This window comes from Acidobacteriota bacterium (genome assembly GCA_040756905.1).
Taxonomy (GTDB): Bacteria; Acidobacteriota; Aminicenantia; order JBFLYD01; family JBFLYD01; genus JBFLYD01.
Window position 1 is genome coordinate 1 of the sequence record JBFLYD010000065.1, and the last position, 21,705, is coordinate 21,705.

The 21,705-nt window shown below is 34.2% G+C and carries 18 protein-coding genes; 11 read left to right on the forward strand and 7 right to left on the reverse strand.

Annotated elements, in window-relative coordinates; all coding sequences use genetic code 11:
* Positions 1 to 97: 97 nt before the first annotated feature.
* Positions 98 to 421 (reverse strand): PIN domain-containing protein, encoded by a 324-nt coding sequence (locus tag AB1410_11055; protein MEW6457235.1) that lies wholly within the window; start codon positions 419 to 421, stop codon positions 98 to 100.
* Positions 411 to 656 carry a type II toxin-antitoxin system VapB family antitoxin gene (locus tag AB1410_11060; protein ID MEW6457236.1) on the reverse strand — a complete coding sequence of 82 codons (246 nt, stop codon included), beginning with the start codon at positions 654 to 656 and terminating at the stop codon, positions 411 to 413. Before AB1410_11060 ends, AB1410_11055 begins: the two co-directional genes overlap by 11 nt.
* Positions 657 to 930: 274 nt before the next feature.
* Between AB1410_11060 and AB1410_11065 the strand changes: the two genes are divergently transcribed.
* The 3 genes from AB1410_11065 to AB1410_11075 all read left to right on the forward strand — a co-directional run bounded on the left by AB1410_11065 (position 931) and on the right by AB1410_11075 (position 4,306).
* Positions 931 to 2,118 (forward strand): P1 family peptidase, encoded by a 1,188-nt coding sequence (locus AB1410_11065; GenBank protein ID MEW6457237.1) that lies wholly within the window; start codon positions 931 to 933, stop codon positions 2,116 to 2,118.
* 311 nt (positions 2,119 to 2,429) lie between these two features.
* Positions 2,430 to 3,611 (forward strand): dipeptidase, encoded by a 1,182-nt coding sequence (locus AB1410_11070; GenBank protein MEW6457238.1) that lies wholly within the window; start codon positions 2,430 to 2,432, stop codon positions 3,609 to 3,611.
* A gap of 11 nt (positions 3,612 to 3,622) precedes the next feature.
* A complete protein-coding gene (locus tag AB1410_11075; GenBank protein MEW6457239.1) occupies positions 3,623 to 4,306 on the forward strand; it encodes an amino acid racemase in 684 nt (227 codons plus the stop codon).
* Positions 4,307 to 4,941: 635 nt separating this feature from the next.
* On the opposite strand, the gene AB1410_11080 is transcribed toward AB1410_11075, so the two are convergent.
* A complete protein-coding gene (locus AB1410_11080; GenBank protein MEW6457240.1) occupies positions 4,942 to 7,542 on the reverse strand; it encodes a glycoside hydrolase family 38 C-terminal domain-containing protein in 2,601 nt (866 codons plus the stop codon).
* Between the two features lie 310 nt (positions 7,543 to 7,852).
* Here AB1410_11080 and AB1410_11085 point away from each other — a divergent pair, with 310 nt between their 5' ends.
* The 8 genes from AB1410_11085 (at position 7,853) to AB1410_11120 (ending at position 18,812) form a co-directional block, all read left to right on the forward strand.
* Complete coding sequence (locus tag AB1410_11085) at positions 7,853 to 10,273, forward strand: amylo-alpha-1,6-glucosidase (GenBank protein ID MEW6457241.1); 2,421 nt, start codon at positions 7,853 to 7,855, stop codon at positions 10,271 to 10,273.
* A 366-nt stretch (positions 10,274 to 10,639) separates the two neighbouring features.
* A complete protein-coding gene (locus AB1410_11090) occupies positions 10,640 to 11,854 on the forward strand; it encodes a DUF401 family protein (GenBank protein ID MEW6457242.1) in 1,215 nt (404 codons plus the stop codon).
* A gap of 235 nt (positions 11,855 to 12,089) precedes the next feature.
* A complete protein-coding gene (locus tag AB1410_11095) occupies positions 12,090 to 13,145 on the forward strand; it encodes a mechanosensitive ion channel family protein (GenBank protein ID MEW6457243.1) in 1,056 nt (351 codons plus the stop codon).
* On the forward strand, positions 13,132 to 14,601 hold the full coding sequence (locus tag AB1410_11100; protein ID MEW6457244.1) for a trehalose-6-phosphate synthase: 1,470 nt from the start codon (positions 13,132 to 13,134) through the stop codon (positions 14,599 to 14,601). The genes AB1410_11095 and AB1410_11100 overlap by 14 nt, the downstream gene beginning before the upstream one ends.
* A 101-nt stretch (positions 14,602 to 14,702) precedes the next feature.
* Positions 14,703 to 15,350: a DUF5752 family protein gene (locus tag AB1410_11105; GenBank protein MEW6457245.1), complete on the forward strand. Its 648-nt coding sequence runs from the start codon at positions 14,703 to 14,705 to the stop codon at positions 15,348 to 15,350.
* Complete coding sequence (locus AB1410_11110; protein ID MEW6457246.1) at positions 15,337 to 16,557, forward strand: glycosyltransferase; 1,221 nt, start codon at positions 15,337 to 15,339, stop codon at positions 16,555 to 16,557. The genes AB1410_11105 and AB1410_11110 overlap by 14 nt, the downstream gene beginning before the upstream one ends.
* Positions 16,554 to 17,312, forward strand: a complete 759-nt coding sequence (gene otsB / locus AB1410_11115) for a trehalose-phosphatase (protein ID MEW6457247.1) — start codon at positions 16,554 to 16,556, stop codon at positions 17,310 to 17,312. The genes AB1410_11110 and otsB overlap by 4 nt, the downstream gene beginning before the upstream one ends.
* A 318-nt stretch (positions 17,313 to 17,630) precedes the next feature.
* Positions 17,631 to 18,812, forward strand: coding sequence for a DHHA1 domain-containing protein (locus AB1410_11120; GenBank protein ID MEW6457248.1), 1,182 nt, complete (start codon positions 17,631 to 17,633; stop codon positions 18,810 to 18,812).
* Here the strand turns inward: AB1410_11120 and AB1410_11125 are convergent.
* The 4 genes from AB1410_11125 to rdgB all read right to left on the reverse strand — a co-directional run bounded on the left by AB1410_11125 (position 18,787) and on the right by rdgB (position 21,669).
* Complete coding sequence (locus AB1410_11125; GenBank protein MEW6457249.1) at positions 18,787 to 19,599, reverse strand: YwiC-like family protein; 813 nt, start codon at positions 19,597 to 19,599, stop codon at positions 18,787 to 18,789. The two genes, AB1410_11120 and AB1410_11125, sit on opposite strands and share 26 nt — an antisense overlap.
* A gap of 18 nt (positions 19,600 to 19,617) precedes the next feature.
* Positions 19,618 to 20,169, reverse strand: coding sequence for a hemerythrin domain-containing protein (locus tag AB1410_11130; GenBank protein ID MEW6457250.1), 552 nt, complete (start codon positions 20,167 to 20,169; stop codon positions 19,618 to 19,620).
* A 76-nt stretch (positions 20,170 to 20,245) separates the two neighbouring features.
* Entirely contained in the window at positions 20,246 to 20,944 is a 699-nt protein-coding gene (locus tag AB1410_11135; GenBank protein MEW6457251.1) for a Crp/Fnr family transcriptional regulator, read from the reverse strand.
* 5 nt (positions 20,945 to 20,949) lie between these two features.
* Complete coding sequence (rdgB, locus tag AB1410_11140; GenBank protein MEW6457252.1) at positions 20,950 to 21,669, reverse strand: RdgB/HAM1 family non-canonical purine NTP pyrophosphatase; 720 nt, start codon at positions 21,667 to 21,669, stop codon at positions 20,950 to 20,952.
* Between the last annotated feature and the right edge of the window lie 36 nt (positions 21,670 to 21,705).

Consider the following 21,705-nt stretch of genomic DNA (forward strand, 5'->3'; position numbering starts at 1 on the left):
GGAAAAGAAAGTCATCCTTGACTCAATCCAGCCACTCTGAGGTATAATGAAAATTCAGCGTCACTTCGCTCCGACAGGTGGCCGGTTTCAATCAGAATCAGTGGCCAGATTCATCGGAATATGCACAATCCGTTAAATTTACAGCTTTTCCTTTTTTTCTCATTTCATAAGAAAGTTTTCCTGCTTTTATCCATGTATTTTCTTTTTGATCGATTATATAAAATGCATCTAAAAAATCTTCAATAATTGATACTTCTCTATCAGATTTGGCTCCCTGAATCAGCTCAGCAATTACTACTTTAGGTACACATATTTCATTTTCAGATAGTATTCTATCTACTTTCTCTGATATTTTAGATGGTTTATTCTGAAAATAATCAATCCATACAGAAGTATCTATTAATATTTTTTCAGCGCTCATAATGTCTCATCTCTTCTGCGGTCAAGACGAATTCCAACTTTCCTTTCATGGATTTAATTTTCTCGATTTTTTTCTTTCTCAAATATTCATTAATTGCTTTCCTGACGGCAGAGCTCTTATTTTTTGACTTTGTTTCTTTTAATAACTCATCAATTATATCTTTCTCAATTGTTACTGTTGTTCTCATGAATCTCCTTTTTATTAGTTTATTTTCACAATTTATAATAATAAAAATATTTTATATTGTCAATAAATTTAAAAAAATTATTGTTCTAATTATGTCATATTTTTAGGTCAAAATATTATTCATTTTATATTTTTCTATTTCCATTTTTTAATGTAAGTAATTAAAGTTTTCTGGCAATTAAAATTTTGAGTGCTATCTTTTTCAATTTAAAATTCATGACATGTAATATAAGATATTTCTTTATTAATATATTTATGAAACAGCCCATGAGAAATATTAATGTTAATGATAAAATTTAAAAATTAAAAAATGGAGGAGAAACATGCTATCTAAAAAATATCTAATAAGCCCATTAATATTTATCTGTCTTTTAATTTCGGCATTCAATTTAAAAGCTGAAAAGAGAATAAGAATAAGAGAAATGGGAGTTAAGGTAGGCATCCTGAAGCCCGGCAAATGGAATTCAATAACCGATGTAAATGGAGTTAAGGTTGGTCATTTTACCTTAATAGAAGGGAAGAATGTCAGAACAGGAGTGACAGCAATTCTTCCTCATTCTGGGAATATCTTTCAGGAGAAAGTTCCAGGAGCAATATATATCGGAAATGGATTTGGAAAACTCACAGGAATTTCTCAGGTGGAAGAGCTTGGGAACATTGAGACTCCAATTATCCTAACCAGCACATTATCTATTCCTGCAGCATGGGAGGGAATCCTCGATTTTGTTCTTTCTCTAAAAGGAAATGAAAATGTTCGTTCGGTTAATCCAGTCATTGGCGAGACCAATGATGGATTCCTGAATGATATAAGGGGAAGGCACATAAAAAGAGAGCATGTGCTGAAAGCCATTGAAAACGCAAAAGAGGGTCCGGTTGAAGAGGGTTGTGTTGGAGCTGGAACAGGAACAATTTGTTTTGGATTTAAAGGAGGGATAGGAACATCTTCAAGAGTACTTCCTCCATCACAAGGCGGATATACTGTGGGAGTCCTTGTCCAGACAAATTTTGGGGGAGTTCTCCAGATAAACGGTGCTCCTGTTGGAGTGGAGCTCGAAAAATATTATCTAAAAGACCAGATTGATTATGAGTTAGTTAAAGAAAATCATTCTAGTGACACAACAATAGATGGTTCATGTATGATTGTTGTTGCAACCGATGCTCCACTGGATTCAAGGAATCTAAAAAGACTTGCAAAAAGAACAATGCTTGGGCTTGGAAAAACAGGTGGGATTTCCTCCAATGGCTCTGGAGATTATGTAATTTCTTTTTCAACCGCTAAAGACTTAAGAATTCCTTTTGATTCAAAAAGTCCTTTAAGAACACAGCAGCTTTTAGAAAATGATTTTATTTCCGCTCTTTTTTTAGCATGCATAGAAGCAATTGAAGAAGCAATTTACGACTCACTTTTTATAGCTGAATCGATGAAAGGAAAAGATGGTAATTTTATTGAAGCGCTTCCCCTGGAGAAAGTGAAAGAAATTCTCATTAAATACAATCAAATCAAGAAATAATTTCTAATTTAAAGGGTTTTTTTGACCACTGCTTAATTTCATCCCTTACACAACTGAAATTAATTAATATTTTATCTTCTTATAATTAAAAATTAATCAATCAATAAATAATTTGTAGGGCAACCCTTCAGAGCCTGCCCCAAACCTTGCCCTGAACTTGTTTCATGGGTTGATTCGGGGGTTGCTTAATGCAAGGCTGAAGCCTTGCCCTACATGTCAATTTATTTAATTCGTTTTTATTAATTAACCAAAAAAAGAATAATTTGAATTTTATTAACTATATTTCATATAATTCAGTGCTGGAGAAAAAGATGTTAAAGAAAAATAAATATTTATTTTTTGCTTTTACAGCCATTTCAATTTCATTAATTTTTATTTTTGCTTCTGAGGATTTTCATAAAAAAGCTGTAGAAATAAATCAGAATTCACTAATAATCGATTTCCATTGTGATACACTTCAGTATGTTTTGATGAAAGGGAAAGACCTTGGTAAAAGAGGAGAAACTGGAGCTGTTGACATACCTAAATTGAAAGAAGGAGGTGTTGATGCTCAGGTTTTTGCTGCATGGGTTGATTCAATATTTAAAGGTCCTCTTGCAACAAAAAGGGCTCTTAAATTAATCGATGCGATGTATGAAGTTTTTGAAAAGAACCCGGATTCTGTAGAACTTGTCTTAAATTCCTTCGACGTGGAAAGATTGGCCAGAAATGAAAAAATTGGAGCCATTATTGGAATTGAAGGGGGTCATGCCCTGGATGGAGACATAAGAATCTTAAGAAATTTTCACAGGCTCGGCGTAAGATTGATAACACTTACATGGTCCAATTCAAATGAAATCGGAGATTCATCCGATGACAAGCCAATTCATAATGGCTTATCTGAATTTGGAAAATCTGTGGTAAAAGAAATGAACAGGCTCGGAATGATAATCGATGTATCTCATATATCTGATAAAACATTCTGGGATGTTATTGGAATAACCAAAAAACCTGTTGTAGCTTCTCATTCAAACTGCAGAAGCATTGTAAATGTTCCACGGAACCTTACGGATGATATGATAAAGGCTATAGCAAAAAATGGTGGAGTGATTGGAATTAACTTCTATTCTGGTTTTGTCGATGAGGAATTCAATAAAAGATACATGGAATGGAGAAAATCCCAGCCTCTAAGGGAAAGGAAAACTTTTAAGGATCCAGAAAAGTTAGCTGAGTACAAGTTTACTTTTTTCTCAACGCCTCTTCCTATTCAAGGACCTCCCCTTGAATCTCTCTTAAAACACATCGACCATATCTATAAGCTCGTAGGACCCGACCATATCGGGCTCGGTTCTGATTTTGATGGGATAGATTCAGCTCCTGTAGGTCTTGAAGATGTCTCAAAACTTCCAAATTTAACTGAAGCTTTATTAAAAAGAGGATACTCAGAAAAAGAAATCAAAAAAATTCTGGGAGATAATTTCCTCAGAGTTATCAAAGAAGTGGGGGGAAAATAAAAACCATAGGAATATTAGGAGGAATGGGCCCTGAGGCTACTCTCCATCTTTTCAAATTAATCATAAAAAATACACCTGCAAAGATTGATCAGGAGCACATTCCAATCTTGATATGGAACAATCCCCATATTCCTGACAGGACAAAATTTATAATCGAAAAAGGAGAAGACCCTCTTCCTCATCTAATCGAAGGAGCAAAAAAACTGGAAAATTCTGGAGCAGATTTTTTAGTGATGCCATGTATTACAGCCCATTACTTTTATGAAAAGATTTTAAAAGAAATAAAAATTCCTTTTCTACATATAATCAGAGAAACAATTGAACATCAAAAAAATAGATTTCCTGGCCTAAAAAAAATCGGAATTCTTGCATCTACAGGAACTGTCAGAACTGGCTTGTTTCAAAAATTCTTTAAGAAAGAAGGGATTGAAATCATAACTCCTGACGCAAACGACCAAAATAATCTTATAATGAAAGCAATCTATGGAGATAAAGGTGTAAAAGCCGGATATAAAATATTACCGAAAAAATTATTGATAGAAGCGGGAAATAATCTTATTAAAAAGGGTGCAGAAGCATTAATATCCGGCTGCACTGAGGTTCCCTTACTGCTTACTAAAAATGTATTTAATGTTCCTCTTTTAGATCCTCTAATTGTCTTAGCAAAATCATCTGTTAAATTTTCTTTTAGTTGAATTTTTGTTCTATTCTAAATAAAGAGGTCAACCATCTTCTGAGCGATATATTGACGAGCATCTTAATCTCTAAGAAATACTTGATTCTAAACGCCGAACATACATTAGTGAGCAGGAAGGGTGGCGGAGAAACCGAAGGTTCCTGAAAACCGTCACGAATGCGTAGCGGGCATGGTTTTCTCACTTATTTTAAAGTATAAGTGAAATTAAAACCAATAGAAGATAATGTTTTTTGAATTATGCATAAGTTATATATTCTTTCCCTTTTTAATAAGTGAGGGGGGGGTGAAGCATGAGTGCTCCCGCACTAACTATATTTATTCCAAAAAAATTAAGTGATTGAAGTAGAGATATTCTTAATTCCTTAATTTATAGCAAACGCATAAAATATTGTTACATGTAGGGCAAGGCTTTAGCCTTGCATTAAGCAACCCCCGATCAAGTTCGGGGCAGGCTCTAAAGGGTTGCCCTACAATTTATTCAATGCGTTTGTATTAGGTAATAATAAGTTAGTGCGGGACGAAGTCACCCTTGCTGATCACTGTATAAAAGTATAAGAGAAACTATCTTCTGAGCGAAGGGGATGGTTGACCTCTTCTAAAAAACTCGTATTGGTTACTAATTTTTCAATATTTTCATTTAGCGGGAACAACTCTTATTGTTTTAATTTCCCAAGGATTTACATCCAAATATACTTTTTTCCCTGAAAATTCAACTGAAGAGATTTCTTTCAACTCAAGAAAATCGATTTCTGAAGCTTTAATCATTTCAAAGGGAAGGGATATCTCTCCTTTTACTTTTTTCCCTTCAGTTTCATAAAATCTCATTACTAAGGATTCATCATCTTCTGATTTTTTTATTACATGAAGAATCACATTTTCAGGAGAGATTTCAAAGAATGAATAGCATGCAGGAAGTTTTCCAGAATGATTTGCCTCTAAAATTCCATAAAGAGGGTAGTTGAACTCATAACCTTTTTTATAGGCTTTTGAATCTTTCCAGTCTCCCCTATGGGGAAAGATAGCATAATCGATTGAATGATATCCTCTATCTGCCTTTGGGTCGGGTGAAATTGCAGATTTTAAAAGGGTAAGACAGACTTCAGAGCCTTCAAGGCTATGTCCATATTTTGACCGATTCAAAAAAGTTACCCCATAATCATCATTAGATAAGTCAACCCATTTGTGTGCTGGGAATTCCCACTTCGCCTTCTCCATTGGAGATTCAGGGTTTGTAGGTCTTTTATATATCCCATAGGCAATGTCAGTAACAAGAGCATCTGTTTCAATGTTTATTGGAAAATAAAGTTTTAGAAGAGTCTCTGATTCTTTCCAATCTGCCTTAAGATTCATTTCTATCAACTTGCTTCCCTCGTAAAGCCTTATTTCCTGGACGAACCTTGAATTTCTGAAATTTCTCTTTACCCTTAAAGAGGCCCTTAGGGGACCCCTCTCACCAATTTCTATTTTGCCCTTTGGTAACTCATATGGATAATTCCTGTATTTAGGGTCTATATTCCATGCATTAAAACTTTTTGGTTTATCTCTATACGCTCTTAAAAAATTCCCTTTTCCTTTAAGAATTTCTCGATTATTCTCTTTGTCAAAAATACTTTTGATCCATCCCTCTCCTTCAAGGTTAACTCTAATGAACTCGTTCTCTATTGAGTCTTTATTGACTCTTAAAGAAGTTTTAGAAGTGCTTTTCTCAGGAAGGATTCTGTAAACTGAATACCCTAAAGAAGGGACTGAAGCAAAAAATATAAGATAATTTTTATCATTCTCTATAACTATTTGTGATGGAATTTCTTCTCCTGTAGAATCTATAACTCCTGCTGAATTTGAAGCGCCCGGCCATTCAATTCTAACAATGTCTTTTCTCTCCCATGAAAGAGGATTAAATATAATTACTGCCTGACCTTTTCCTTCAGTATTGATATTTTTTGAGATGTTTTTAAGAGATTCATTCAATAACTCATTTCCAATTCTTTTGATTATCCTGTAATCAACCTTTGCATCTAAATAAACTTCAGGAATGCTACTTCCTGGAAGGATATCATGGAATTGGTTGAATAGAATTTTTTCCCAGAGAAAATTTATCTTACCCTGAGGATATTCATGCTCAAAAAATCTTGATATCGAAGAAAATTTTTCAAGGGAAAGAGCTAAAACCTCTGATTGCCGATTCAGCTTTTTTATATCCGCCTGGGATGTGAAAGTCCCTCGATGGTATTCAAGATAAAGTTCATCATCCCATGTTGGAAGTTTATCTCTGTATTTCTCCAAATCTTTAAAGAAATCAATGATTTTTCCATGCTTCCAGGGTTCTAAAGAAGTCAGTTCCATTGCAGCCGCAGTTTCTTTTGGGGTAGGTCCATGTCCACCATCACTCTCTCCATAGAGATAGGCAATTTCTTTCACATAATCTTCTGTAAATAATTCAGGTTTATCAAATTTCATGTCTTTTGATGAAAAAATTTGAGGTTCTTTCATTAAACGATTCTGGGATTTAAATTTTTCGATATCTTCAGGGTATGGTTTTGGAAATATTCCATATCCTCTTATTCCCAAATAGGCAAGAACTTCTGATCCATCAGGAGCTCTCCATGTAAATATGTTAAATGGAAAATTATTAGTATCATTCCATGTAATTTTTGTGGTTAAAAAATATTTTGCCCCTGTCTTAGCTAAAATCTGGGGAAGATTGTAATTGAAGCCAAAACTATCAGGAATCCAGGAAACCTCACTTAATTTTCCGAATCTCTTCAAATAATATCTCTGACCGAGTAGCCTCTGTCTTACTATGGATTCTCCATCGGGCAGATTGTTATCAGGCTCAATCCATTCTCCACCCACATATTCCCAACCCCCATTCTTCACAGCTTCGTCAATCTTTTTCGATATCTCAGGAAAATATTCTTCTGCCCACTTATAATATTGAGGAGCACTCTGGACATATATGAATCCTGGATATTTCTTTATGTGCTCTATAGCCTGATTGAAGGTGAATCTACATTTCTCTATAGTCTCACTTTTTCTCCATAGCCATGCTGCATCGATGTGGGATTGCCCTATCATATAAATCTTAAAACCAGAAAAAATAGACAGATCCTTTTTTTCTGATTTTGTAAAATTGGAATCGATCTTTTTCTCATCTGAAAATTTCTCTGATGAATAATTGAACATAGCTAACATAAATACCAATATGATTGATAAAAAAATATAGTGACTTTTCATATTCATTCTCCAACTAATAAATTCAATTATAATTTTATTGAAAAAAAAGCAACCAAGTAAAGTTTTGTAGTTGTTAATAATTTAGGCAGCAAGGGTAACCAGAAAACACGCTGTATTTTTCCACCAATCTAAATAAATTAAAAGAGGTCAACTATCCCCTTCGCTCAGAAGAGAGTTGACCTCTTAATTTAAGTCTATATTTCAGGTCACCCTTCCTGCTCAAAAAAGTTATATAAAATTTTCTTCCCACAAAACTTTACTTGCTTGAAAAAGATGGACAAAATATCTATTTATTTATTATTAAGTTAATATGAAAAAAATTTTAAAAAAATGGAATTTTAAATACACATTGATTCTTGTTTTCTTCTTTCTTTCATTAACAATTATAGTTGTTTCAATAAATTCTTCTTTCCTCAAAAAATCAGCGTTAAAAGATTCACTCTGGGTTTGGCCAGATGAAAAACTGATTTCACAGAGTTCTTCGATATATTTCAGAAGACTTTTTATGTCGGATTATAAACCGAACAAAGCAGATATTATAATCACATGTGACCATGAATACATTCTATATCTAAACGGAAAAAGAATTGCCTCCGGTGGATATGATGAATCATGGCATCACCCAGATTTATTTAACATTTCTCCTTTTATAAATAAAGGAACGAATCTTATCGCTATAGAAGCAAGATCTCCTTCTAAAAAAGGAGGATTAATTGTAAAGCTTTCAATTGACGGCAGAAAAATAACAACCAATAAAAGCTGGAAATGGATCCAAAAATATTCTGAAAAATGGAAAGATTTAAATTTTGATGATTCTTCATGGCTAAATCCAAAAGAACTGGGAAAACCACCTGTAAAACCGTGGAAAAAGTTAAAGCCGCCTGTAAAAAAATTAACTTTTCAGGAATTGTTTCAGAAGAAAGTTCACCCTGCTAAAATTTATATTATTTCAAATAATGATATCATTAAAAATTCGGAAAGAGCTCTCTATAGTTTTGAAGAAATTGGCAGGAGAGATATTTTAGTTGATTTTGGTCAGGAAGTAGTTGGTTATTTAGATGCGAAAATTCATCATTCTAAAAATACAAAATTAAAATTAACTTATGGTGAATCCACTAAAGAAGCAATGGATAAAGACTCTCCTCAAATAGAGCATGTTGAATTTATCTTACCCAAAACCGAATGGAGTGGGGCTCAAAGGAGGGCTTTTAGATTTGTCAGGGTATCAGGGGTAGATGGGAAAGATTTAAGAAATATAAAAGAAATTTATATAAATTTAGTCCATTTTCCAGTAAAAGAAAAGGGAAAATTTTCTTCAAGTGACGAATTTCTTAATAAAATATGGGAATCAAGTAAGACAACTGTTAAATTGTGCATGCAGAGCTTTTTTGAAGATGGAATAAAAAGAGATAGAGCTTTGTGGGTAGGAGACTTAAGAATTGGAGCTCTTTCTAATTATTATACTTTTGGAAATTATGAATACGTAAAAAAATCATTGGAACTATTAAAAAATCATAAGAATAAAAATGGTTCAATCCGACCTGTTTATCCCTGGACAGGGAAATGGGTTTTATATGATTACTTATGCTGGTGGGTAATTGCCGTCGAAGACTATTATTTGTTTTCAGGGGACATAAAATTTATCAAGGATAACATCAAAGAAATTGAAAGCCAGGTAAATTTTCTTGTTAAAAGGATAAATAAAAATGGACTTCTTGAAGTAAGAACTGAAAATAAAGCACCGATAACAGATTGGGCATCGATGCCTTCCAGAACAGGTGAGGTGGCATTTCAAAATGCTTTATTCTATAAAGCATTAATTTCATTAATTAATCTGAAAAAATTTCTGAGAAGTGAATACAATCTGTCCAAATACAAAAAACTGGCAGAAAATATAAAAGAAAATTTCAATAAAACTTTCTGGAATTCGGAGAAAAAAGCCATAATTGATTACCAAAAACAAGGTCGCTTTTCATCTCTTTCGGCTCAAGATGGAAATGTCTTGGCTGTTCTTTTTAATATTTTAGATGATGAGAAAAAATCTAATTGCTTAAATTTTTTATATACACACCATTCAACTCCCTATGGAAACCTTATTTATGAAAAAGATTACACAGAAAAGAATAAAGATTTTCTCTCTATGAGATTAGGTGGAAATGAAATTTCTCCATTCATGAATGCCTATGAAGCTGAGGCATTATTTCAAAGCAACAATCCAGAAAGAGCCATTGAACTTATAAAAAAGTGCTGGGGATCTATTATAAACAAAGGATATAACACATTCTGGGAATTTCTTCCTCCATCCGGAAATATACCTGATAAATATCGAAGTCTCTGCCATTTATGGTCAACAGGCCCCTCATACATTATCCCATCTTACATATTAGGTATAAGACCAATAGAGCCTGGATTTAAAAAAATAATTATAAATCCTAAATTTTTCATTTTTACTGAATTAAAAGGGGTAATCCCATCACCTTTAGGAGATGTAAAAATTAACTTTTTAAGAGAAAATCAATTCTATAATTTAAAACTAACTATTCCTGAAAAAGCAGAGGGTATTTTACTAATTCCTGTAAAAGATAAAAATCTAAATCTCTTCGATAAGAATGAGCTACGGATTTGGAGGTTCGATAAAGAATATTATCCTGAAATTTCAGATAAAGCTGAGTTTGTTGAATTATCAATAAAAGAGGGTGGAGATTATTCATTAAAATTTAAATATAAATAAATATCCTCCACTTAATCTCATCCCATTCTGCCTTAAAATCTATCCTCCTCATAAGCTCCTTGCATTAATATCAATGCTAAGAAGCAGAATACATGTCCCTTTATGGTTAAATCATATTTGTGATAACCTTCTCGGTGTATCTCGAAAGAGAAGTTAGTAAATCATTGATCTTCCCTTTCAACATTCTATCACTATTTAATTAAAATATCTAATGCAAGTAAATTCAAGAGCCACAGCTAAGGAACCAGCTATAACAATTGGAAGCCCAGACAGAAAATAGTTGATACAATATAGCCTGCCTTCCAAAAAGATGACGAGAAAAATGTAAATTATGGTAAAATCTTTAATTAATTCAATTTTAAGAAAATGATACTGATAAAATTAGCCATAATAATTTTAATTCTCCTTACTCTTATCAGATTAAAAATAGACTTAGGAATAACAATGTGTACTGGTTCAATTCTTGCAGGAATTTTTTTCAGGATGAAGCCCTTATCCTTTGTAAACTCTGTAATAGAAGCTGCTACAGAAAAATCAACATTAGACCTTGTGGGAATAGTGCTTCTTGTGATAATTCTTGGAAATTTGATGAGTAAAAAAGGTAGTTTCGATCAGCTTGTAAAATCTCTTACATATCTCATCCCATATGAGAGAGTTGTTCTTTTTCTTCCATCCTCTTTGATTGGCTTGCTTCCAATGCCTGGGGGAGCACTTTTCTCTGCTCCAATGCTTGAGGCAACATCTAAAAAATTCAATCTTTCTCCTGAGTATAAAACATTGATTAATTTCTGGTTCAGACATATATGGGAGTACGTCTGGCCTCTTTACCCGGGTCTTATTATGACAGCCAGTATGTGGCAGATTCCGGTAAAAAAAATAATCTATTCTTGGTTTCCCATGACAGTGGCTTCTTTTTTGGCTGGATTGATATTTGTTTTTGTTAAGCTTCCAAAATTTAAAAAAGATGAAAAAAACAACAATTTTTTAAAATCTTTATTGATTCTTCTGTCGAGCTTATGGGAAATATTGATTATTATTTTCCTTACTTTTGCTCTCAATATTCCTTTAATTCTTTCAATTTTTATTTCAGTGATTTTAACTCTAATTACAACAAAAATTTCTTTTAAGGAGAAAATGAAAATAACAATAAAAAGCATATCATTGAAAACAGCATTTTTACTCGTTTCAGTTATGGTTTTTAAGAATGTCCTTGAAGATTCTCGTATATTTTCTGAAATTACCAGCTCTTTAAACATTCAGGGATATTTTTCATACTTTTTTTTATTTTTTGCTCCATTTATAATAGGGCTTCTAACAGGAGCAAATCAGGCTTATGTTGGAATTTCTTTTCCAATTTTAATGCCAGTGATAGGATTTCCGAGCCCAAAACTATATACACTCCTATTTGCATATGTAAGCGGTTTCATGGGAACTTATATTTCTCCCTCCCATTTTTGTTTATCTCTGAGCTCAGAATATTTTAAAGCTGATTTTAAAAAAGTTGTAAAATTAATGATTCCTTTAATCTCCATTTTAATTTTATTCTCATTATCTTTATCCATTCTATTGCCTAATTGGTAGATTTTATATATTTGCTATTAAATTGAAGAACCTCGCCATTCCTGAATCAAGTTCAGGACAGGAAATGGCGGGGATTCTTCGACGGCAAGGTATTTTTTCATTAATATGCTCGCCTTGACCCGCCCCTGAAGGGGGATTACGGCGAGCCCTCCGTTCAAGCTTCCTCAATGGAAAATTTTGAGGGAACCAAAGGAATTGATATAATACTTAGTGAATAAAATAGTAGGAGGTAAAAATGCTCCCGACATTGTCAAATCTTGCATGGAAGATCCTTGTTCCCCTTGCGGCAGTTCTCGCATCCCTATTAATAGGGCTTATCTTCCAGAGATTTATCTTCTCAAAACTTCACAAAATTGCCAAAAGAAGTGAAGTAAGATGGGATGATGTTCTGATCATATCTCTGAAAGGGATGATTGTCTTATGGTTCTTTATAATAGGTGTGGCAATTGCATTGAAAACCATCTATCTTCCTCCTGATATCTCTGCCCTTTCCAACAAGCTGATTGTTATTTTATTGATATTTTCGGTAATCCTTTTTTCGGGGAGGGTTTCTGTTAGATTTGTCAACCTATATATGGATAGGATTACAGTGGTTCCAGCAACAATATTCAGAAATCTAATAGCGATAATCATCTATCTTGTGGGATTTATGATAATACTTCACCACCTTGGGATCTCAATCACACCTATTATTACAGCATTAGGAATTGGAGGACTTGCAATAGCACTTGCCCTTCAGGATACGCTTTCCAATCTCTTCTCAGGTTTTCATATCTTAATAACAAGACAGATAAAGCCCGGTGACTATGTAAAACTCGATACAGGAGAAGAAGGTTATGTTACAGATGTAACTTGGAGGAATACAACGATAAGGGCTCTTCCGAATAACTTGATAATTGTTCCAAATTCCAAGTTGGCTTCGGCAATTGTTGTTAACTACTATCTACCAGAGAAGGAGATGGCGGTGCTCGTTAATGTAGGAGTAAATTACGATAGCGACCTTGAAAAAGTTGAAAAGGTAACGATTGAAGTGGCAAAAGAGGTAATGAAGGAAATTCAAGGGGGTGTTACAGAATTTGAACCTTTCATAAGATACCATACCTTCGCAGATTTCAGCATTAATTTCACGGTGATATTGCGTGCTAAAGAGTTTGTCGACCAATACCCCATAAAGCACGAGTTTATAAAAAGATTACACAAACGCTACAAAGAAGAAGGGATTGAGATACCCTTCCCTATAAGAACAGTTCATTTACAATCAAAGGAGAGAGCAAGAAATGATATGGAATAAAGATAGTTTAAAGGAGATAGTAAAGGAGAAAATTGGGGAGCACAAATTCATCATCGTCTCAAACCGAGAGCCCTATATTCACACCTATTCAGAGGAGGGGATAAAGTGTATAACCCCTGCCAGTGGAATGGCAGTGGCATTGAATCCAGTGATGATATCCTGTGGGGGGATATGGATTGCCCATGGCTCTGGAGATGCGGACAGAGATGCAGTGGATGAAAGAGACCATGTAGATGTCCCACCAGAGAACCCGAGATATTCATTGAGAAGGGTTTGGTTGACGAGGGAAGAAGAGGATGGCTTTTACTATGGCTATTCCAATGAAGGTATATGGCCTCTCTGCCACATTGTCTATGTTCGTCCTACCTTTAGGGAAAGAGACTGGGAGATGTACAAGAAGGCGAATGAAAGATTTGCAGAGGTTGTCCTTAAAGAGATGGGGGATGACCAAGGCTTTGTTTTTATTCAGGATTATCATTTCGCTTTACTGTCAAGGATTATAAAGGACAGGCGCCCAGATATAGTGGTTGCACAATTCTGGCATATTCCGTGGCCCAATCCAGAAGCATTTAGGGTTTGTCCCCAAGGCGAAGAGATTCTAAATGGACTCTTAGGAAACGATATCCTTGGGTTTCATATTCGTTACCATTGTCTAAATTTTCTCGATACCGTTGACAGATTTGTAGAAGCGAGGGTTGATCACGAAAAGCTTTCTGTTATAAGAGGAGGAAAAGAAACACTGATAAGACCATTTCCCATAAGCATTGATTTTGAAAGGATAGAGGATATCTCAAGGAGTAAATGGATCAATGAGAGGATATCAAGGATAAGAACGGATTATAGGATCAGGGATAGATTACTTGGTGTAGGAATTGACCGCATGGATTACACGAAAGGGATTATAGAGCGATTTAGAGCAATTGATAGATTTCTGGAGAAATACCCCGAATACATAGGTAGATTCGTTTTTCTTCAATTGGGCCCTATTTCCCGAATTCATATTCCAAAATACAAGGAATACAACGATGAGATCTACCACACAATGGTGGACATAAATGAGAAATGGAAGGTTAAGGACTGGCAGCCCATTATTCTCCAGAAAAGCCATCTTTCCATTGAAGAGGTTATTAGCTATTATAGAGCAGCTGATCTATGCATAGTAAGTTCCATTCATGATGGCATGAATCTTGTTGCAAAGGAGTTTGTTGCATCAAGAATTGATGAGAGTGGAGTTTTAATATTAAGCAGGTTTACAGGAGCATCAAGGGAATTGGAGAGCGCAATACTTGTCAATCCTATTGCTATAGATCAGTTTGCCAATGCCATAAAGGAAGGGTTGGAGATGCCAGAGGATGAAAAGATGCAGAGGATGAGAGGGATGAGAGATATTTTAAGGAAAAACAATGTTTATCGCTGGGCAGGGAAGATTGTTGACGAGATGAAAAAGCTTATTTAGAATTTTAAACTGAAAAATGCAAAATGGAAAATGTGAAATGAAAGAAGTTAAAATCAACTACTTAAAATTTGCATTTTACAATTTTCAATAAATTTTACATCATGATACAGCCTTTCCATTTCTATACAAGACTTAACCTTGTGGAATTATTAGGGATGAAAGCTAAAAATGTGATGGAACTTCTTGATGGGATAAAAAAGGCTCCTGGCTCATCTATTTACTATCATACCCATAGATTCCTTCAGCAGCATCATTATCTTTCTCCAGAACCTCCCAATGATTTCGCATTCTGGACGACGAATTCCTTAGGGCTTGATGAATTGGGTGAAAGGCTTGCCAGCGCTGATACAGTAAGATTCAGGAGGATAAGGGATTTAAGAGAAAGATTTATTGAGATTTTGGAATCTTATACAAGAGAAAAGAATGTTAGAATTATTGATTGTCAGGAAGGGGAGGAATTTCACTTTATGTCATGTAGAACTTTTATCCTTCCCACCTGTTACAAGGCCCATGACCTAAAAGAATTTATAGAAATACTTGAGAAGATAAGTGTAAACTCCCTCTATTTTCATATCTTTGAATCCCGTTTGAGACTTGAAAGAGGGGAAAACGATTTTTCCAACTGGTTTGAAGCTATGGGAATGCAAGAGCTGGCAAGGGAATTATCACGGTTTGATCCCTATACCATAACATTGGAAGGATTGAGAAGGAGGATTATTCAATTGGTGAGCAAATATGTCAAGAATTGATGAATATATTCCCATTGTGGGGAAAAGCACTATTGAGGAGCTCTTCTTTCTGGCTGAGAGGCTAAAAGGGAAGGTTATTCAGAATATTAACTCCACTGGAGTGGGAGGAGGTGTGGCTGAGATACTCACAAGGATGCTTCCTCTTCTCAAAAATCTTGGCGTAAACACAAAGTGGGATGTGATAAAAGGGAATGAAAGATTCTTCAATATCACAAAAAAGATGCACAATGCCCTTCATGGTATGAAGTTGGATATAGGAAAAGAGGAAATTGAATATTTTATTGAGGTCAACAGGCAAAATGCTGAGGACATAGAGCTTTATGGTGATATAATCTTCATACATGACCCCCAACCAATAGTTCTTATAGAAAAAAAAGCAAGAATCGGTAAGAAATGGATATGGAGATGCCATATAGATTTTACAACCCCTAAAAAAGAGGTTTGGGAACTTTTAAAAGGGTTTATTGAAAGATATGATTGTGCTGTTTTTTCTGCCCCAGCTTTTTCAAGAGCCCTATCAGTAAGACAGGTTCTTATCTCTCCTTCCATTGACCCTTTATCCAAGAAGAATAAAGAGCTGCCAGTGGATATTGTAGATAAAGTATGCGAGCGGTTCGGTATAGACAGAAAAAGACCCATTATAACCCAGATCTCAAGGTTTGATTATCTCAAGGATCCTATAGGGGTAATAAAAGCATACAGAATGGTAAAAGAGCATATGGATTGTCAGCTTGTTCTTGCAGGGGGAGGTGCCACAGATGATCCTGATGGGATAAAGGTTCTGGAAGAAGTGAAAAGGGAGGCAGAATCTGATCCGGATATATTTGTCATTTTTCTTCCTCCAGCCAGTGATATAGAGATAAACGCTCTCCAAAAGGCATCAGATATTATTCTTCAGAAATCGTTAAAGGAGGGGTTTGGTCTTACAGTGGCGGAGGCTCTATGGAAAGCGAAACCCGTAATTGCATCCGCTGTGGGAGGAATCCCCCTCCAGATTGCCCATAGATATTCTGGCATTCTAACCCATTCTATTGAAGGGACAGCATACTGGATAAAACAACTTCTTAACGAGCCCGAATATGCAAAGAAACTTGGGATTAATGGGAAGGAGCACATTAAAAACAATTTCCTTATAATAAGGCACTTAAGAGATTACCTTCTACTTTTCCTCTCTTTGTATGAGAAGAAGGATATAACTTATCTATGAAAGAGATAATCAAGAGTATAAGATATCACAAAAATATCCTTCTCTTCCTAGATTATGATGGGACCCTCGTTCCAATAAAGAGAAGACCAGAGCTTGCCTTGCTTCATCCATGGAGAAGGAGGATATTAATAAATCTGAGCGAGAAGGTTTTCTTGTCAATTGTTTCAGGAAGATCTCTACCGGAGCTAAGAATTCTCGTGGGCATAGATAATATAGCCTATATTGGTAACCATGGTATGGAGATCTATTTAGATGATAAATACTGGATTCATCCGAAAGCTGAAACTATAAAATTACTCCTAAAAGATTCCCTAAGAAGCATAGAGCAAAAAACAGGGGATTTTAAAGGAATATTTATCGAGGACAAGGGTCTAACAGGTAGTATCCACTACAGGCTGTTAGCTCCTGGAAAACGGGATAAATTGAAAGACATAATTAATGAAGAGATAAGAACTACCGAAGGATTGCTGAGAATTGCTGAAGGGAAAATGGTTTATGAGATAAGACCCAATGTGGAATGGGACAAGGGGAAAGGGGTGAAAGAGCTTATCAGGTGGCTTGATCTTAAAGAAGAACCATTAAGAATCTATATAGGAGATGATATAACCGATGAAGATGTCTTTAGAGTCCTTGGTAAGGATGATTTAACCATTCTTGTGGGTAATAGAAAAGATTCAAATGCCCTGCACCGCTTAAAGGATATTAAAGAAGTTTGGAGATTTTTAAGGGAGTTAAATAAGATCTTAGCAACATGAAGAAAATAGAAAGTGTTTCGTTCACCCAAACCTATTGTCGTGTCACTTAAATATCTTTCGTTAGTCTTATGTGACACGACACTTTCCCTATGGGGGCAAGCCCCCCTTAGACGCTTCGCTGAGCACCCCCAGACATGGGGAAGGTCTCTTCCCCATACCCCTTCGAGTGTGCTTCAAGAGAAATATATTGTTTGTAAAGAAATTTATGTGACAGCACACTAGATGTATGATATTATATGTAGTTAGAACCATATTTATGATTCAACACACTATAAAATATTTCACGATTTTTAAATTAATCTAAATGGAGAAATCTAAATGACGGAAAAACTTTTCTGGCTAAATCCTTATGAGAAAGAATTTGAAGCAGAAATACTGGAAAATCTGGAAATAAACGGAAAGAAAGCTCTGATATTAAACAGAACCCTATTCTATCCTGAATCTGGAGGTCAACCATCTGATAAAGGATGGATAGATGGAATTGAAGTTTATGATGTGAAAGAAGAGGATTCTAAGATATTCCATTATGTTAAGGATTTCCCCAGAAAAAAATTAATCCGGGGAAAAATTGACTGGGAAAGAAGATATGACCACATGCAACAGCACACAGGCCAACATATTCTTTCTGAATCTTTCATCAAGCTACTGAATGCTGAAACTCTTTCTTTCCATCTTGGCGAGGAAATTTCAACCATTGAAATTAATCTAAGAAAGATAGATTGGGAAAAAGTCTATGAAGTTGAAAATCTTTCCAATTCAATAATCTATGAAAATAGAAAAGTAAAAGTATATTTTATAAAAAGGAACGAAATAGGAGAAAATATAAGATTGAGAAAGATTCCAGAAGATGTAGAAAATTTAAGAATCGTTGAAATAGAAAATTTTGATTTCTCAGCATGTGGAGGAACCCATTTAAAAAGAACAGGTGAAGTAGGAATTATAAAAGTTTTAAAGTGGGAAAAAATAAGAGATAATTTCAGGTTTGAATTTTTATGCGGAAAAAGAGCATTGAAAGATTATTATTTAAAAAATAAGCTTTTAAAAGAAATTGCTGACAGTTTTTCAGTAAAAGATTTAGAAGTCAAAAATGCCATCGAAAGATTAAAAGAAGAGCTGAAGAGCTTCAGGAAAAAATCAGAAGAGATTGAGAATAGATTGATTGAGTATGAAGCATTTGACATCGAAAAAGAGGGTGAGAAAGGAATTATTAAAAAAATTTTTTATAATAGAGATCCAAAGAAAATAAAATATTTAGCTTTGAATTTAATCAAAAGGGGAAATTATGTAGTTTTATTTGGAGTTAAATCAGAAAAAGTTTATGTTATTCTTGCCTGCTCAGAAAATATTCCACTCGACCTAAGAGAATTTACTCCGAAAATTTCCCAGACCATAGAAGGAAAGGGAGGGGGAAGTAGAACATTGATTGAAGTGGCAGGTCCAAAAAGAGAATCATTAGAAGAACTTCTTGACGAAATTAAGATATCTTTACAAATCCAATAAAAATTACAAAAATAAGTGAATAAATCAATTCAGTTCTACCAATTTTTTTTATATTAAATCCTGAAGGCTCGAAAATTAAAGGCCATATCCCCCTAACTATAACTGGTAAAAAAGCAAAGAAAACGAAATACGATATTTTATTGCTTACAATTAATGAAACTATGAACAAGAAAAGAAATAAATGATAAATTAAACACAAGGTCTTCGACTTTCTAATTTTCTCTTCATTTCTTATAAAAAAAGAAACCCTCAATTTAACATAAAAAATGCTGCTAATAAAAAAAATTCCATTAATAATCCATAAAATAATAGCTTTTAAATCAATGGAACTAGTTAATGAGTAGTATCCTGCAGGGGCTGATAATGATAATCCTGTTATGGCAAATATTTCTCCCATAAAAGTTCTTTCTTTCTTTTTTGAGACAAAATATATGTAAACGATGAGAAGAAAAAATGCAACAATTCCAAAGTATATCAACAATTTAAGCCCATATATAAAAATTAATAAAAAAGAAAGGAATGAAATCAATAGAAAATAAAAAACCAAAAAATAAATTGCATCATAAAAATTTTTACTCTTTATATTTTTTAGTTTTTCGAGCCTCATGATAGCAATTAAAGGCTCTTTGGATAGGAAAAGCAAAGAAATTAAGAAAAAAAATAGTATGTATTCGATTTTTATATACTTCAGTAGCAAAAAAGATGAGAAAAAGGGAACATAGAGCATTCCCCATGCTCCATGTTCCTTTGGAATAATCGGTTTTGGAAAAATTTTAAAAAATCTCATGAAAAGGAGATATATTAATTAAATTCCCAATTCTTTCTCCAATTTCTCAACTAATTCCACATATTTATGATGGATCCCTTCTCCCATTTCCTCATCAACTTTATCGAATCGCTTTATTAATTCCTTCTGATCTTCATTGGCAAACATCTGGTCTGCCATGGGATAAAGGATGTTATCCTCTTTGAAAATGTGTTGAGTAAGGAGTTCTGAATAGCCAAGAGCATTTCTTATTATCTCAGTTCTTGCTTCTTTGTTATTTTTCTCATACTTTTCAACCGCATCAGCTAAACCTTTTACGAATCTTCTTCCCTCATCGTGTTCCATCAACATTACACCAATCGGGCCACCTTCTCTTGGCATTCCCCGATTTTCCATTTCATTAAAAAGGATATTCTCTTCTTTCCCATGGTGGCATTTATCAGCAAATGTTCTTATAAAATCAACCGACTTTCTGAAAATTTCCGCTGGAACATCCTCTCCTGAATTCAACTTTTCTGATGCAATCTTAAGTATATTTATCATTCTCTCAATCACTCTATGTTCATGTTTTAAAACATCTGTTGAAATCATTTCTTTCCTCCTTCACCATTAATATAATATACAAAGATTTCCATTGAAATGACTTAAGTCACAGATTTTAAAAAATTTAAATTATTTCTGCTTCTTTCTTGAGCTTATGAAAATCCATGATTATGATTTTTTTCCCTTTAGACTGGATAATTCCTGAATTACGGAATTTTTTAAAACTTCTTGAAATTATTTCCCTCACTGTCCCTATTTGAGATGCCAATTCCTGATTCGTCAATTTAAGGTCCAATATAATTCTTTCCCCTTCTTTCACTCCTGATTCCTCTGCTCTCTTGATTAAGTATTTTGCCAACCTCTGTTTAACCTCCAGAAATGCTAAATCTTCTATAAGATGAACCATTTTTCTCAATCTTTCTGAAAGAGAACGTATTATCCCCTCGAATATCTCAGGAAATTTGTAACACAATTCTTTAAGGTCTCTTTTTGGAATAAATATTAAAGTAGTTGGTTCTAAAGCTTCTGCAGAAGCAGGGAATGGACCCTCATCAAAAACTGAAAGTTCAGCTATTGGTCTCCCTTCTTTTTCAATCGTAAGAACCTGTTCTCTATCTTCACCAGAACTTTTATAAATCTTTACGGTTCCCTTGTGAATTATAAAAAGGCCATCACAAAAATCGTCTTCAAGGAAAATAATTTCTCCTTTATTAAAATTTCGAAGTTCAGACTTCATGCATAAAATCTCTAAAACATTGAATTTTAATTTAGAAAAAAAACTTACCTTTTTAAGAGTTTCGATAACACAAAGACCTTTTATCATCGGATTTAAACTTTTTTATTGTTTTTAAATTTTCTCAAGTATCCAACCAATTTTTTTAAAGCTTTTCCCCGATGACTGATTGAATTTTTCTCATCTATATTCATTTCTGCAAATGTTTTGTCCAACGGAGGATAGAAAAACACTGGATCATATCCAAATCCCATTTTTCCTCTTGGCTTTTCAAGAATTACCCCATCCACTTCTTGTTTTGTCTCAAAAATTATTATTCTTTCATCGGCAAGAGCAAGCGCGCATACAAACTTTGCCTTTCTCTTTTGGTAGGGAATACCTTTCATTAAATATAACAATTTTTCAATATTCTTTTTACTATCTCCTTCGCTACCTGAAAATCTCGATGAATATATTCCTGGCAATCCATTAAGAGCCTCAACAATCAATCCCGAATCCTCACCCAGAGTCATCAGATTGGTCTTTTTATTCCAGAAAATAGCCTTCTTTCTTGCTATTTCTAAAAAGCTCCTTCCTGATTCTAAGAATTCATTTCTCAAATATAATTCATGGAGACCTATTATTTTGAAAGGAAGATCGGAAAGGAAACTTTTTATCTCTTCAATCTTTCCCAGGTTAAAACTTGCAATCAATAGTGTTGTGTCACTTAAATACCTTTTGTTATTTTGATGTGACACAACACTCTCCCTATGGGAGAAAGATCTCCTTAGACGCTTCGCTGAGCACCCCCAGACATGGGGAAGCTTCTTCCCCATGCCCCTTCATTGTGTTTTATTCTAAAGTATTTATTT